The sequence below is a fragment of the Vibrio variabilis genome, assembly GCF_003263785.1.
In the GTDB taxonomy this organism is placed as follows: domain Bacteria; phylum Pseudomonadota; class Gammaproteobacteria; order Enterobacterales; family Vibrionaceae; genus Vibrio; species Vibrio variabilis.
In genome coordinates, this window is the sequence record NZ_JYJK01000095.1 from 1 (window position 1) to 13,989 (window position 13,989).

At 45.7% G+C, this 13,989-nt stretch carries 11 protein-coding genes, 3 pseudogenes and 1 riboswitch; of the genes and pseudogenes, 5 read left to right on the forward strand and 9 right to left on the reverse strand.

Going from position 1 to position 13,989, the window contains the following annotated elements; all coding sequences use genetic code 11:
• Positions 1 to 389: 389 nt before the first annotated feature.
• The gene (locus tag TZ48_RS17690) at positions 390 to 845 is read left to right on the forward strand and encodes an RNA-binding protein (protein ID WP_042502118.1); all 456 of its coding nucleotides are present in this window, start codon (positions 390 to 392) and stop codon (positions 843 to 845) included.
• Here TZ48_RS17690 and murI read toward each other — a convergent pair.
• From murI to TZ48_RS17705, 3 genes and pseudogenes are all read right to left on the reverse strand, one after another.
• Complete coding sequence (gene murI / locus TZ48_RS17695; RefSeq protein WP_112480119.1) at positions 808 to 1,599, reverse strand: glutamate racemase; 792 nt, start codon at positions 1,597 to 1,599, stop codon at positions 808 to 810. The two genes, TZ48_RS17690 and murI, sit on opposite strands and share 38 nt — an antisense overlap.
• An 87-nt stretch (positions 1,600 to 1,686) precedes the next feature.
• Positions 1,687 to 2,342: pseudogene (locus TZ48_RS17700) on the reverse strand (Dph6-related ATP pyrophosphatase).
• A 74-nt stretch (positions 2,343 to 2,416) separates the two neighbouring features.
• The gene (locus TZ48_RS17705; protein ID WP_112480120.1) at positions 2,417 to 4,261 is read right to left on the reverse strand and encodes a TonB-dependent receptor domain-containing protein; all 1,845 of its coding nucleotides are present in this window, start codon (positions 4,259 to 4,261) and stop codon (positions 2,417 to 2,419) included.
• Between the two features lie 55 nt (positions 4,262 to 4,316).
• A riboswitch (cobalamin riboswitch) is annotated at positions 4,317 to 4,527 on the reverse strand.
• A 154-nt stretch (positions 4,528 to 4,681) separates the two neighbouring features.
• Between TZ48_RS17705 and trmA the strand changes: the two genes are divergently transcribed.
• Positions 4,682 to 5,791: a tRNA (uridine(54)-C5)-methyltransferase TrmA gene (trmA, locus tag TZ48_RS17710; protein WP_112480121.1), complete on the forward strand. Its 1,110-nt coding sequence runs from the start codon at positions 4,682 to 4,684 to the stop codon at positions 5,789 to 5,791.
• A gap of 73 nt (positions 5,792 to 5,864) precedes the next feature.
• On the opposite strand, the pseudogene TZ48_RS17715 reads toward trmA, so the two are convergent.
• Positions 5,865 to 6,234: pseudogene (locus TZ48_RS17715) on the reverse strand (YijD family membrane protein).
• Positions 6,234 to 6,875 (reverse strand): HTH-type transcriptional repressor FabR, encoded by a 642-nt coding sequence (fabR, locus tag TZ48_RS17720; protein WP_112461392.1) that lies wholly within the window; start codon positions 6,873 to 6,875, stop codon positions 6,234 to 6,236. The pseudogene TZ48_RS17715 and the gene fabR overlap by 1 nt, the downstream one beginning before the upstream one ends.
• A gap of 383 nt (positions 6,876 to 7,258) precedes the next feature.
• On the opposite strand from fabR, the pseudogene sthA reads away from it, so the two are divergent.
• Positions 7,259 to 8,657: pseudogene (gene sthA / locus TZ48_RS17725) on the forward strand (Si-specific NAD(P)(+) transhydrogenase).
• 85 nt (positions 8,658 to 8,742) lie between these two features.
• Here the strand turns inward: sthA and dinF are convergent.
• Entirely contained in the window at positions 8,743 to 10,074 is a 1,332-nt protein-coding gene (gene dinF, locus TZ48_RS17730) for an MATE family efflux transporter DinF (RefSeq protein ID WP_112480122.1), read from the reverse strand.
• Positions 10,075 to 10,183: 109 nt separating this feature from the next.
• Complete coding sequence (locus TZ48_RS17735) at positions 10,184 to 10,996, reverse strand: class I SAM-dependent methyltransferase (protein ID WP_112480123.1); 813 nt, start codon at positions 10,994 to 10,996, stop codon at positions 10,184 to 10,186.
• A 576-nt stretch (positions 10,997 to 11,572) separates the two neighbouring features.
• Between TZ48_RS17735 and TZ48_RS17740 the strand changes: the two genes are divergently transcribed.
• Complete coding sequence (locus TZ48_RS17740; RefSeq protein WP_112480124.1) at positions 11,573 to 11,782, forward strand: hypothetical protein; 210 nt, start codon at positions 11,573 to 11,575, stop codon at positions 11,780 to 11,782.
• Positions 11,783 to 11,830: 48 nt separating this feature from the next.
• Here TZ48_RS17740 and TZ48_RS17745 read toward each other — a convergent pair whose 3' ends face one another.
• Entirely contained in the window at positions 11,831 to 12,448 is a 618-nt protein-coding gene (locus TZ48_RS17745; protein WP_112461394.1) for a c-type cytochrome, read from the reverse strand.
• Between the two features lie 195 nt (positions 12,449 to 12,643).
• Between TZ48_RS17745 and yihA the strand changes: the two genes are divergently transcribed.
• Entirely contained in the window at positions 12,644 to 13,312 is a 669-nt protein-coding gene (gene yihA, locus TZ48_RS17750) for a ribosome biogenesis GTP-binding protein YihA/YsxC (protein WP_239670946.1), read from the forward strand.
• Positions 13,313 to 13,749: 437 nt separating this feature from the next.
• Here yihA and spfP read toward each other — a convergent pair whose 3' ends face one another.
• Complete coding sequence (spfP, locus tag TZ48_RS26635; protein ID WP_438356636.1) at positions 13,750 to 13,797, reverse strand: small protein SpfP; 48 nt, start codon at positions 13,795 to 13,797, stop codon at positions 13,750 to 13,752.
• Positions 13,798 to 13,989: the final 192 nt, after the last annotated feature.

Below are 13,989 nucleotides of genomic sequence, written 5' to 3' on the forward strand. Positions count from 1 at the left end.
CTATATTTTTAAAGAACATTTTCTAACTTTCGAACCGCTCTGCGTCTCGTCGTTAGGGGTGCGTATCTTACGCTTCCCATTTTGAGAGTCAAGCGTTTTTTCAAACTTTCTTTTCTCTCTCAACCGACTCCGCTTTGTGACTTTCGTCTCACTCCGTGTCGGTGAGGCGGCATTATAGAGATCGCAGCATCGATGACAACCCTTTTTTTGAAATTATTTTCCGTTCGTTCAAAAAGCCATCAAAGGCAGTGTTTTTCGATAAAAATTCAACATTTGAAATACATCACACCAAATAATTGGAAAAATAACGCTCAACTACGTAATATTCCTGTATCTATTTGTTAACGATAGATGCCATTATTCGTCAATAAGAAAAGTAGTACTTTAATATGGACTCCAATAAATCTCTTTTTCTAGTAATAGCGATCGCTATTTTAGGCGGAATTGTTTTTTCTCAGTTCGCCGACATCTCACCGGCTGTTGCTTTTGTACTTGGTGTAGTAGCTACATTTTTCGTTGTTAAGTTTTCTTCTGCTGCTCCAACCGTTTCGAAAGACAGTTCTCAATCAACAAAAACACTGTACGTAGGTAACCTACCTTATAAAGCTAACGAATCTCACGTTAAGGATCTGTTCGCTGAATATGGGGAAGTATTTGCGGTAAGACTAATGAAGGATAAACGCACAGGTAAGCGTCGTGGATTTGGTTTCGTCGTCATGGCGAGCTCCGATGCCAAGGGGGCAATCGAAGCGCTCAACGAAAAGGACTATATGCAAAGAACCTTAAAGGTTCGCATTGCTAATGACCCTAAGCATCCTGAATCTGCATCAATTGAACAGGACTAAAGCCGAGATCGTCTAAGGCTATATTAAGTGCTTCTTCTTGTTTAGGGGAAGCACTGCTAAACACCTCTTTACTCCCTAGCCCCTCTTTATCGCCACATTCCGTTAATAAACTCACCACTCTACGAGCAATCGCTGTGCCCGAATCAATCAATTCGACACCTTTACCAAGCACTTGCGATATCTCTTCTCGAATCAACGGAAAATGAGTACACCCTAATACCGCTACATCAATCACGTCTACGAGTGGCTCTAGGATCTGATGCAATTGCATCATGTCAATGGATTGCCCTCTCAGCTTTTGCTCAGCCATATCCACCAGCTGACTACTGCCAAGCAGCTTTACATCTTTATCATCAGCAAAGTCTCGGATCAGATCATGGGTATACTGACGAGTTATGGTAGCAGGTGTGGCAATTAAACCGACGGCTTTTTGTGAAAGTAGAGAAGCGGGTTTGATTGCTGGTACGACACCGACAACCGGAATAGACAACACTTCTCTTAAATGAGGTAGTACGATGGTGCTCGCGGTATTGCAAGCGATAACGACGATATCAATGCGCTGGCGCTGCATCATCTGTTGGATTAGACGACAGGTACGATCAACGAGTGTGTCCGGCGCAAGTTCGCCATAAGGGTAGGCTTCGTTGTCGAATAAATAGAAGTAGTTTGCACACGGCAGCAAGTTCGCTATCTCTTTATAGACAGAGAGACCACCTACTCCAGAGTCAAATATCAAAATGTTATGTCTATTCATCGCGTATTACACCGACGGTTGTCGTTATCTATCCGCCGACATGATACTCACTACTGGTTAAGCGGTAAACCTATCTGCTCTCGACGCCTACTTCACTTTGTACCTTAGATGGCTGAATCGATCAGCGGTTTCTATCGATAAGGGTTCAATCTCTATGGGATGGCTAAAGTACTTTGAATTACACACTAAAGTGTGGAACTCGCCATCTTCGCCACATGGATCAACATTGGTTGGTAGCTCTGTGATGAGGCAGTTGGTATAACGCTCTCCGCATAAAGACTCTGGTAATACTTGCCTGTCTATTGTCACCAATACTGTATCAATCCCTCTTGCTATTATTTCTCGAGCAAGATCTTGGCTATTTTCACCAACCAAAGGAAAAACCGCTTCCAGCCCAGCGGGCTCTACGTAGCTTTTTCGATACTCGACGATGCCATTGCAGAACATGTCCCCGAAGGCGATGCCGTCAACATTTAGTCCTGATGACTTTACGCCGTCTATAACTAGCGACTGGTAGATGTCATTTGCCGGGAACACCTCTGGCAACTCAATAAACACTAAGGGCACACCTAGTCTATCAGCTTGCATCTGAACAACTTCAAGAGGCGTGACTTGGAAAGGCACCTCACCATTTACGTGGGTGGTGTAGAGCCTACGACATTGTATTCAGACGACTCCATAAGACGCTCAAAGGTTAATGTGGAATCTTTACCTGATGACCAGCTGATAATGATGTTTTTCATGGGAACACCCTGAATATGCAAATAAACAAAGCCACTCCCTAGAGTGGCTTCGAAATAGAGACGCTAACTAGCTATTAAAAGTTTACTGTTGCCAACGCGAAGAAAGTACGACCCGGAGAGCGATAGCCTTTAGCCGTTTCGTACTCCTCATCAAGCAGGTTATCTACCCTTGCTCTCAAGGCAACATTGTCAGCTACCCAGTAAGAGACCGCGGCATCCCACAAACTCGCAGCAGGCAGATAGTCGTCAGCAGTTGGATTAGCTGTCGGTAAGTCGAGGCGCTTACCTGTATAGAGATAGGTAAGCGACAGATCGAAGTCACCTATGTTTGCTTCACCAATCCACTTGTAGTTCTCTTTGGCTCGTCGAGCTAGCTGAGTACCGTTATCATCTTTATGATCTTTATACTCAGCAATCACGGTATGATGAACTGGCCCCGTGCTAAATCGCCCTTCTAGCTCCACACCCTTGATATCTGCATCAACGTTGTAGGTTTTGCCCCATGGGTCTCCTGGTACTGAATACCAGATGTTTAGATTGTCGACCTTATTGTGATAAGCCGATAATTTCCAATCTAAAAAGCCACTCAAACCAGCAAGTCCAACTTCAAGGTTGCGCGAGTCTTCTGGTTGAAGATCCGGATTAGTGGTCAGACTGTTATAACTTGGCGCTTTAAACGCCGTACCAGCCATCGCATAAGCACGGTAGTTTGGAATAAAGCGATATTGACCACCCAATGACCACGTTGTGTAGTTGTCATATTTATCATGTCGATCGTGTCTTACGTTTGCTTCGGCAGAAAACTTGTCATAATCCGCTCTACCAGATACATAAGCGCCAATATTCTCGCGGCTTTCTCCCGCTAGTTTATGCGCACTCCCCCAGCTCTTGGCATCATCAGCAAGTTCCTCTTTACGGTAATCCAGACCACCACCGACCGAATAGTGTGAGTTAATCTGATATAGATTCGACCATTGCGCATTTAACGCATTAGTATCAACAACAGTATCAGCATTGCTCTCGCCAACAGATTGCAGGAAGTCCTTTTTCTCAACTTGGGCATAACTCAACGTCACAAATGATTTATACGCTTGGCTTTGATAGTCAATACGACCCGCTAGATTCTGATTATCAACCACCCCATTCTTCTTCGCACCTCCAGAATTGTATTCTGTCAGGCTATCGAACCAACGATAATCTAGCAGTGCGCTCCAATTACTGTTGAAGTCATGTTTATAACCAAGGTGCAAGTTTCGATTTTCATAACCATAGTTGGTGCCATCTTGCACGGCTTTAAAATCATAACCATCCGTTTTCTCATAGCCACCTGCTACTTGAATATGGCCATTTTCATTAAGCTTTGTCTTCGCAGTAAAGTTGGCCTCTCGACCATCATGACTCGATGCACCTACATTGATTTGTTTGCGCTCTTGGCCATTATTAGTACGAGTGATGATATTGATTACACCACCAATAGCGTCCGAGCCATAAATTGCTGCGCTCGGCCCACGAATCACTTCCACTTGTTCAACTAGCCCAATTGGAAAATGGTTGATGGATAATCCAGTGGTATCGCTGCTGTATCGAACACCATCAACCAACACTAAGGTTTGATTACTATTGGTACCACGCAGGAAGATAGACGTTGATTGACCTCGCCCACCGTTTTGCACCACTTCGACACCAGGAAGCCGACGCAGTACGTCCGACAAACTCTTTGCCTGAGATACCTCAATTTCTTGACGAGTCACAACGCTCATTGGAGCGATGACTTTGTCTTCCGGTTGTTCGAAACGATTGGCGGTGACCACCATTGTTTCTTTGGTTTGCGTTGCCGTAGAGCTTTCTTGAGCCAGTGAAAAAGAAGCATAAGAAGAGAGCGATGCAGCCACTGCTATCGCCAAACATGATTTGTTCATTTGTTGTGTTGTCCTAAATCGCGTAAGTCCTACCTACTCGAGCAATCCTTTTTTCGCATCGAGTTGGCTGCTGGCAGGTATTCGGACTTAAGAGCACGAAACCATATTGGTTTCACCTACTGCCTCGACTTCCCGTTTTATCTCAAACAGTGTCTTTGTGAGGGGTTGTTCTCTCTTACCGCTGCGCGTCAGTTCTGGATTTTCACCAGATTCCCTTTTCAGTGAGAACTCCATCTGATTCTCACACCAGCTAGGGGGCATGGTATTAACTGATTGATTATTTGTCCATAACGGATTGAACTAAGCTATAAGAGCGCAGAGATAATGCGAGACAATTCTGGGAAAAACTGGACAACGACGGGAGATTGAATAAAATCTGCCCTCCTTAATACAACTCATTACCGACGATAGGCAACCACCATGGCAAATCTCGACTTCACACCAGAAGGCTATCAAATCCAGCTTGAAGAAAAATCTCAACGTTTGATCGATATGATGGCGCCGTATTCTGCTCCTGAACTCGAAGTATTTACTTCTCCAGAAAAGCACTATCGTATGCGTGCTGAATTCCGCGTTTGGCATGAAGGCGACGACATGTACTACATCATGTTCAACCAAGAAACGCGTGAAAAGTACCGTGTTGATCAATTCCCTGCGGCGAGCCGTCTTATCAACGACCTAATGCCACTGCTGATGGACGCGATGAAAGGCAATGAGGTATTACGAAAGAAACTGTTCCAAGTTGATTTTCTATCGACGATGAGCGGCGAAATTTTGGTGTCTCTGCTGTATCACCGTCAACTGGATGATGCGTGGAAGGAACAAGCACAAGCACTGAAACAGCAGCTCAATGATGAAGGCTTTAAGCTGAACCTGATTGGTCGTGCACGTAAGATGAAAATCGTCATGGATCAAGACTATGTGGTGGAAACTCTGCATGTTAACGGTCAGCCATACCACTACCAGCAAGTGGAAAACAGCTTCACACAGCCCAATGGTCCAGTGGCTCAAAAAATGTTGGAATGGGCGGTTGATTGTACCCAAGACAGCAAAGGAGATTTGCTAGAGCTTTACTGTGGTAACGGTAACTTCTCATTGGCATTGGCGCAAAACTTCGAGCGCGTACTTGCAACAGAATTAGCGAAGCCTTCGGTAGAATCGGCGCAATACAACATTGCAGCGAACAAGATTGAAAACGTTCAAATCATTCGCATGTCAGCAGAAGAATTCACAGAGGCGATGGAAGGCAAACGTGAATTCCGACGCTTGCAGCAGCAGAACGTTGACCTTAAGAGCTACAACTGCAACACGATTTTCGTTGACCCACCACGTGCCGGTATGGATGTCGATACCTGTAAAATGGTTCAAGGTTACGAGCGCATTCTGTATATCTCGTGCAACCCTGAGACCTTGAAAGACAACTTGGACGTACTGGGTGAAACGCACCACATTACGCGATTTGCTCTATTCGATCAGTTCCCGTTCACTCATCACATCGAAGCGGGTGTACTGCTTGAGCGCAAAGCCTAATAAGTAGAAAACAAAAAACGAGCCAGCAGGCTCGTTTTTTTATGCTCTCGCTCTACGAATAGAGGCTTTAGAGTTAGGCTTCCTTAAGGATATAACCCATCTTTTTGCCAATCCAGAATAGCAGCACCAAGACCACCATGATGGCAATAAAATTAGAACCCGCTTCAGGTACTGCGCTTTGGTAAACGCAGAGTGACCAAATGCACCCACAAAGAATGCCGCTAGGCAACCATAGGGAAGTCTTCTGGGATTGGGTTTCTAAGATATTCTTGGTATAGAGCCTGAACTGACAGCACAAGCGCAATCAGTGGAAAAATAGAGAATGTCACTTCGCTGATGGTGAGCCAAGACAACATTGCATTACCACACATACCTGCAATCAGAGCAAGTACGAGCGTTTTTTTGCCGCTTTCGCGGTTTTCGGAGGACACTTCATTGGACATTAGTTGGACCCTTCTTTTTGACGGTTTCTTTCACGTTCTTTGCGATACCAGTGTGCACCCTTGGCCACTATCCTTAGTTGGACAATCAGCCTCTCGGCCAGTTCATATCTTTCTTTCTTGCTAAGGTCTAACGCCTCAGCGCCTGAACTGAACACGAGAATGACAGAAGCTTCCGCTTGAGCAAACGCTTCATCACGATCCATACCTGTGCTAACCAGATATTCAGTTAGCTCAGCCGAAAAGTGTTGGATTTCACGAGCTACCGCGGCTCGAAAGTCGAAAGAGGTACCAGAGCGCTCCCTTAATAATAGGCGGAACACGTTGGGACTGCTTTCAATGAACTCCATAAACGTTTCAACTGAAGTACGGATCACACTGCCTTCTTTGACAATACGCTGGCGCGCTTGTCGCATTAACTGCCTTAGCAGCAAACCTCCTTCATCTACCATGGTCAGCCCCAGTTCATCCATATCTTTAAAATGACGATAGAAAGAAGTAGGAGCGATACCGGCTTCGCGCGCGACTTCGCGCAGGCTCAAGTTCGAAAAGCTGCGATCGGCACTAAGCTGGCTAAAAGCAGCATCGATCAATGAACGACGCGTTTTTTCTTTTTGTTGTGCACGAATACCCATTGATTTCATGTTTAACCTAGGTGCTCTTGTTGGTTACCATCGATGACGGTAATTGAGGGAGTGGAGGTAATATAGCGCGAATAGTCACTTTGTATAAGTGTATGGCTGGCGATTTTTACTAAAAAACCTGTACGCATCTCACTTCATTTGCTCAACGCTATAGTTAAACAAGTTTCATTATTTTGCATACATCAAACGTTTATCCGATGCTAACTCTCGATAAAACTGCGTGATCTTTCACACTCTATTCACGCAGTCATGTTTACCAAGGTTAATAATCCGTTAAAATCGCGCCATTGCTAGTCTATGAATTGCACTCATCACTCCCAGTCTACTGTTGCTATTGAAGCTGAAATGTTTTGTGGGGGTATGAAGAACTACGAGGATACTATATGAGTCGCGCTAAACATTTTGATGCTATCGTAATCGGCAGTGGCCCCGGTGGTGAAGGGGCTGCGATGGGGCTGACCAAAGCTGGCCTCAACGTTGCGATCATCGAAAAAGAGAGCAGCGTCGGTGGCGGTTGTACCCACTGGGGGACCATACCTTCGAAAGCATTGCGCCATGCGGTCAGCCGTATCATTGAGTTCAACAACAACCCACTGTTTTGTGGTAACAATACGAGCCTGCACTCGACGTTTTCCAATATTTTGGGACACGCGAAAACCGTCATCGATAAGCAAACCCGACTGCGCCAAGGTTTCTATGACCGAAATGAGTGTACCTTGCTATTCGGAACGGCACGCTTTATTGATACTCACAGCCTCGAAGTCACCAAGTCCGATGGCACAATCGATACGTATACCGCCGACAAGTTTGTGATTGCGACTGGCTCAAGGCCGTACCGCCCTGCTGATGTCGACTTCAATCACCCACGTATTTACGACAGCGATTCGATTCTTTCTCTTGAGCACGACCCTAGACACATCATTATTTACGGTGCCGGCGTCATTGGTTGTGAGTATGCGTCTATCTTCCGTGGTTTGGATGTAAAAACTGACCTCATTAACACCCGCGAGCGCCTACTGGCGTTTCTAGATAACGAGATGTCAGACTCTCTGTCCTATCACTTCTGGAATAGCGGCATGATGATCCGCAACGATGAGACTTACGCAAGATTGAAGGCACCGAAGACGGCGTCATCATCCACCTCAATTCTGGTAAGAAAATGCGCGCGGATTGCTTGCTGTACGCCAACGGCCGAACGGGTAACACCGATGCACTTAATTTGGATGCCGTTGGACTCGTCGCGGATTCTCGCGGACAGCTTAAAGTCGACACCAACTACCAAACCGATATTGACCATGTCTATGCCGTCGGTGATGTGATTGGCTATCCGAGCTTAGCAAGTGCGGCCTACGACCAAGGCCGATTTGTGGCTCAAGCCATTACCCGAGGAGAAGCCGAAGGTAAGCTGATTGAAGACATTCCGACAGGTATCTACACCATCCCAGAAATCAGCTCTGTGGGAAAAACCGAGCAAGAGCTGACGGAAGCCAAGATCCCTTACGAAGTAGGACGTTCGTCATTTAAACACCTTGCCCGAGCACAGATTGCCGGTAAAGATGTGGGAAGTTTGAAAATACTGTTCCACCGCGAGACCAAAGAAATCTTGGGCATTCACTGTTTTGGTGAGCGTGCGGCAGAAATCATTCACATCGGCCAAGCATCATGGAGCAAAAAGGCGAAGCGAATACCATCGAGTACTTCGTTAACACCACCTTTAACTACCCGACAATGGCAGAAGCTTACCGTGTTGCAGCGCTCAATGGTTTGAACCGTCTGTTCTAACCCAATTGCAATGCATCGCACGTTAGACAGATACAACAAAGGCGACATCATGTCGCCTTTTTTTGCCTCTTACACAGATGACACGCTAAGCCAGCAAAAACTGACCACGACGCCACTGGTAGATAAATATCACCGCCAATCCCAAACCTCGAATGCCCATAAAGCTGAGCATCGCGAACCAAAGGGCATGATTTCCCAAACTGCTGGCAGCAAAGAACAAAGCAAAGAAACTGCAAGTAGCAACAAACATACTATTGCGCATATCTTTGCCTTTGGTCGCGCCCACAAAAATACCATCAAATAGAAAACACCACATGGACACCAGCGGCATAGCAACCAACCACGGTAAGAAGATTTCCGCTTGCGTCTGCACTGCGGCGATGGAGGTGATCATCGCAATTAGATGACTCCCCCAACCTGCAAAGACCAGTGTCAGCAACACACAAATAACCGCACTCCAGAAAAAGGTCACCACGAGCGAATCAATGAGTTGGCTGCGACTCTTGGCACCAATCGCTTTGCCTACCATGGCTTCCATGGCATAGGCGAAACCATCCATGCCATAAGAGATGAGCATTAAGAAGCTCATCAATACCGCATTCGCCGCGACGATATCATCTCCAAATGCTGCGCCTTGAAACGTCATAAAACTAAAGGTAGCTTGTAGACACAATGAACGAAGAAAGATATCACGATTAAGCTTCACAAAACGTCCTATATCCTGGCTCACTTCAGAAGCTAATTGCAGCACATTAGGCAAGGCTCGCTGACGCCAAGTGCGCGCGGCACACCATAGGCCAAATGCACAACCAGAGTAATCAGCGATGACCGAGGCCAAGGCTGCACCTTCGACTTTCCACCCCAATCCAATCACAAACAGGACATCAAGACCAATGTTAACCAAGTTAGTAATGATCACCATCCACATTGGCGCTTTCGCGTTTTGTGTTCCTAGCAACCAGCCAAGAAGCACAAAATTCATCAATGCTGCTGGCGCACTCCAAGCTCTGATCGCAAAGTACTGATGGCCATAATGTTTCACTTCTTCACTGGCTGAGCTAAACGAAAAAATCAAATCGGCGAGAGATGTATGCACGAGTAAGAACAACGCAGCAAACCCCAATGCCATTAGGCTCCCCTGTAAAAATACCAGCGCAAGCTGCCGCGTATCATTGGCGCCAAAGCTTTGTGCGGCGAGACCTGTGGTCGACATTCTCAAGAAGCCGAGCAACCAAAAGGTGACACCTATCATGGTACTGCCCAGTGCAACACCACCTAAATACCACGAGTGTTCCAAATGCCCAATCACAGCTGCATCAACTAAACCTAGTAGCGGTACGGTTATATTGGACAGCACCATAGGGATGGCCAAAAGCAATACTCGGCGGTGCAAAGGCAGATCTGACAGGATGGTCATTGAATGTTGAAACACGAAGACTCCAGCGCGTCGAGGCTCCACTTATGTGTGTTTGTGGAGAGGAAACTTGAAGCGCTATAGTAACGTTATTTGTCGATAGGTACTGCTACTACCATTCAATATTGACGATATTTGGCGTGAGGCGGTGCCGGTAGATAGGCAGTTTTGCCACCACACGCTGCCAACGAGACCAGCGCTGACAATGCTTATCGATAGGTGAATCTATCGAGACTTTGTATGTCCATGGCAACCAGTGAAGCAGCTTATCAAGCGGCTTTCGCATGCCATGCTGATAGCGCTCGCAACCCATCTTTTGCCCGAAATGACTCGCAGTGAGATCACCTGCCAGCACCAAGCAGGCTTTGGCGTGTTGAAAGTGACAACCGATGGCTTGTACAAAGTGCGCTATCCGAGTCTCGGTTTGCTCCAGTAGAGCGTGTTCACACACAACCAGAATCGGTTTGTCCGCTGGAATCAATAGTGTCGACAACCAGCTCATATCATCAATCGAACCACAGATAAGTGAGTAGCGCTCACTTTTGTGAAACAGCCTTTGGCGCCAAACCAAATGCTCATTGGTGTCCACTTCCAGCCAGCGACAGCGGCCATTATCTAAACGGTAGAAACGGGTATCAAGGCGAGCGCCGACATTAATGACCCAACCATCAGGGTTGGTCTCAAGAAATCGCTTAACTTGCAAATCGCAAAGCTGAGTTAGGGTCGCATGCAGTAACTGACTTTGGTCAACGTTACCTGTGAGGCAATCGGGCGCAAGTTGGCAACGGCGACAGGCATGGGCAGCGATAGGGTCATAAATGATGCCATCATCCAGCAAACTTTCACGACTGCGAAACCATAACGGCCTGAGCAGCTTGCTGGGTACATCTAGGGGAACGGTGTGACGATTGTTGCGATTGTCCATACTGCCTCCATGCATAGAGTCACAGATGATAATCGCTCTCAACAATCATTTCAAGATAAATGAAATTAATTATCATTTACGCACTGACTTTAGACGTAAAAAAAGCGACAGGCTGACCTGTCGCTTTCCATCACCATAGGGGGTGAAATTGTTGGCACTCTTTGAATGCCTCACAAATATCCATTTGTTATTTGTGCTTCCACTGCTAATTCTTGTTTGTCATCGTCCTGATGCGTTTTCACGATCCCTGGCAAAACCTTCTGCTCGAGTTCTTCCTAAACCCTGTCCATTTGTTTTCTCATCCTGAGAATAGTCGACCATCCGTATCTACTCACACTCCGAGTCTGAGCGATGTCCTTATTATTATTTTTGGCGCTCCTCGCCAAACATCCTTGAAGACCTTCTTGGTCTGAAATCCTTGTGTCAGCATCCTGTCGACAAGGAACAATTTACCTGACTCAGGATGGAAGACAACCTAGCACAACCTTTTTTCTAGTTCGCAACAACACACAAACAATTAAAGTGATATAAATCATAACCTTAACCATCAATGACAGCACTTTTTCGCTAACAAGTATGGCAAATATCTCACAAAGCATCTGGATAACTCGCCAATCAAGCTCGAACGACATCAAGATCGAAGTGAGATCTGAATCACCCAATGCGCGATACCAGTACCAACAGATATGCCAAAAACAACACTACCCGAGCACCGAAAACAACAATGCCCCTTCATCAGAAGAGGCACTGCAAGCTCGGTTTGGCGTTAAAGAAACCAGTGTTTAGACATTAAACAAACTAGTTAGGCTGCTAGTTTTTATAACGCGGTTCGGTTTAGTGAAGACCGCCCACATATTTAGAAAGAACGTCGATATCTTCGTCGTTCAGCTTTTTAGCGATATCACGCATCATAGCGTTCATGTCGTTGGCACGATCGCCGCTGCGGAATTTCTCTAGCTGTGATTTCACATACTCAGCATGCTGACCAGAGATTTTCGGGAACCCTGATAGCTCAGTACCGTTACCACGAGGACCATGACAGGCGATACACGCAGTAATGCCACGCTCTGCATCGCCAGCGGTGTAGAGAACTTTACCCACTTCAACCACATTTTCAGGGGTGCTATTGGCTGCGATTGGCATAGACGCATAGTAAGCCGCAAGATCCGCCATATCTTCCTCAGATAGTGGCATTGCCATACCACTCATCACAGGATCATAACGACCTTGCTTACCACCACTTGTCATACCAAGTTTTAGATCTTTCAGTTGTTTTTCAATATATTTTGCGTGCTGTCCTGCGATGCTTGGGTACATCGTTAGCAGACTGTTACCGTCCGCTCCATGACACGCTACACACGTTTGGGATTTTGCTTTACCAGCTTCAATATCGCCTTGGGCCCATACTGAGCAGCTGACTACAAGACTCAAGATTAGCGCTAATTTTTTCATGACATTCCATTATAATTATCAAGCTTCCAGTACCACTATACGCCTCACAAAACCCTACAGATTGGTGTCAAAGGGACAAAATAAGGTAACGCGGGCAATTAATACCGATCATGGTACAATGTGTGGCCATATGCCGAGCACGGTTATTTTACACAATTTCACAAAAAAGTAATCAATCGACTACACAAAGTCGAGATGGAGTTAACAGTGAGCGTAAAAATTCATTATCAAAACACGCATTTCATTACAAGTGCACCCGATATTCGTCACTTGCCAGAGGATGAAGGGATCGAAATTGCGTTTGCAGGACGCTCCAATGCAGGTAAATCCAGTTCACTGAACCGCCTTACTAACCAAAGAGCACTGGCGAAAACCAGTAAAACACCAGGCCGTACCCAGTTGATTAACCTTTTCAAGGTTGATGAAGGTTGTCACATCGTTGACTTGCCTGGATACGGCTTTGCTCAAGTGCCACTTGAGATGAAAAAGAAATGGCAAAAATCGCTAGGCGAATATTTGCAGAAACGTCGCTGCCTGAAAGGCTTAGTGGTATTGATGGACATTCGTCACCCAATGAAAGACCTTGACCAGCAGTTAATTGAATGGGCTGTTGAGTCTGGTATTCCAGTTCAGGTTCTGCTGACAAAAGCAGACAAGCTGAAAAGCGGTGCTCGCAAAGCACAAGTGTTGAAGATCCGTGAAGCAGCACTGGCATTTGGCGGTGATGTGCAAGTCGATCCGTTTTCGTCACTAAAAGGCATTGGTGTTGATCAATTACGAAATAAACTCGACACCTGGTTTGCCCCTGCGTTTGCACACCTTGAGCAAGCTGACGAATTAGAAGATGGTGAGCACGACGCTTAACTGTCTTTGGTGGTAAAAACTACCTTTCGGTAGTAATACACCATCCTGCAGAAACAAAACGCCCCGCCTTCCTGGCAGGGCAATGGGAGAGAGAAGATTTAGTATTATTGTTTGTTTCAAGCATCTATGAAGCTTTCAAACAATGCAATCACCAGCCATACAAAGTGTGAGCTAGTCTTCTCTTACCATCCCACTTTCCACCATAATCACACCCCAATAAAGCCTTATATTTCAGACAGTAAAACTCTGATCACTCGCTGTTTTTCTACGCTTGATTCTAGTTGAGAATTATACAAAGTGTGAAGGTCGTTTAATTACAGAATTTGGTCATCGAATGTCGTAATGACGAGGAGAGAAAAGCGAGAATAGGCACGCTAAAAAATTTCCTTTGCCACAAGAAAAAACGCCCCAGTCAAATACTGACTGGGGCGGCTGAATCAGCCTAATCCAATAACGTGAAACAAAAGGTCTGAAAGATAGAACATCTTACCTCTGTACCCTACGCGTTCTAATGTACAACAAGTGATCAGAAAATGAAACTATTTTTGTAGTTTTTTTTCATGAAGTTTTTGTTAACAGACATAAGTAACTTAGATGCATGAACTTTTTTAACATCAAAAAAAAGCCAGCGACTGTGCGCTGGCTCATGTTAATTTAATAATTTAGCTCAAAATATG

Bases quoted from the DNA above. Each gene is read 5' to 3' on its own strand.
- trmA (WP_112480121.1), top strand. From the start codon at position 4,682: ATGGCAAATCTCGACTTCACACCAGAAGGCTATCAAATCCAGCTTGAA.
- TZ48_RS17705 (WP_112480120.1), bottom strand. From the start codon at position 4,261: ATGAACAAATCATGTTTGGCGATAGCAGTGGCTGCATCGCTCTCTTCT.
- TZ48_RS17735 (WP_112480123.1), bottom strand. From the start codon at position 10,996: ATGGACAATCGCAACAATCGTCACACCGTTCCCCTAGATGTACCCAGC.
- murI (WP_112480119.1), bottom strand. From the start codon at position 1,599: ATGAATAGACATAACATTTTGATATTTGACTCTGGAGTAGGTGGTCTC.
- yihA (WP_239670946.1), top strand. From the start codon at position 12,644: ATGGAGTTAACAGTGAGCGTAAAAATTCATTATCAAAACACGCATTTC.
- dinF (WP_112480122.1), bottom strand. From the start codon at position 10,074: ATGACCATCCTGTCAGATCTGCCTTTGCACCGCCGAGTATTGCTTTTG.
- TZ48_RS17740 (WP_112480124.1), top strand. From the start codon at position 11,573: ATGGCAAATATCTCACAAAGCATCTGGATAACTCGCCAATCAAGCTCG.
- fabR (WP_112461392.1), bottom strand. From the start codon at position 6,875: ATGAAATCAATGGGTATTCGTGCACAACAAAAAGAAAAAACGCGTCGT.
- TZ48_RS17745 (WP_112461394.1), bottom strand. From the start codon at position 12,448: ATGAAAAAATTAGCGCTAATCTTGAGTCTTGTAGTCAGCTGCTCAGTA.
- TZ48_RS17690 (WP_042502118.1), top strand. From the start codon at position 390: ATGGACTCCAATAAATCTCTTTTTCTAGTAATAGCGATCGCTATTTTA.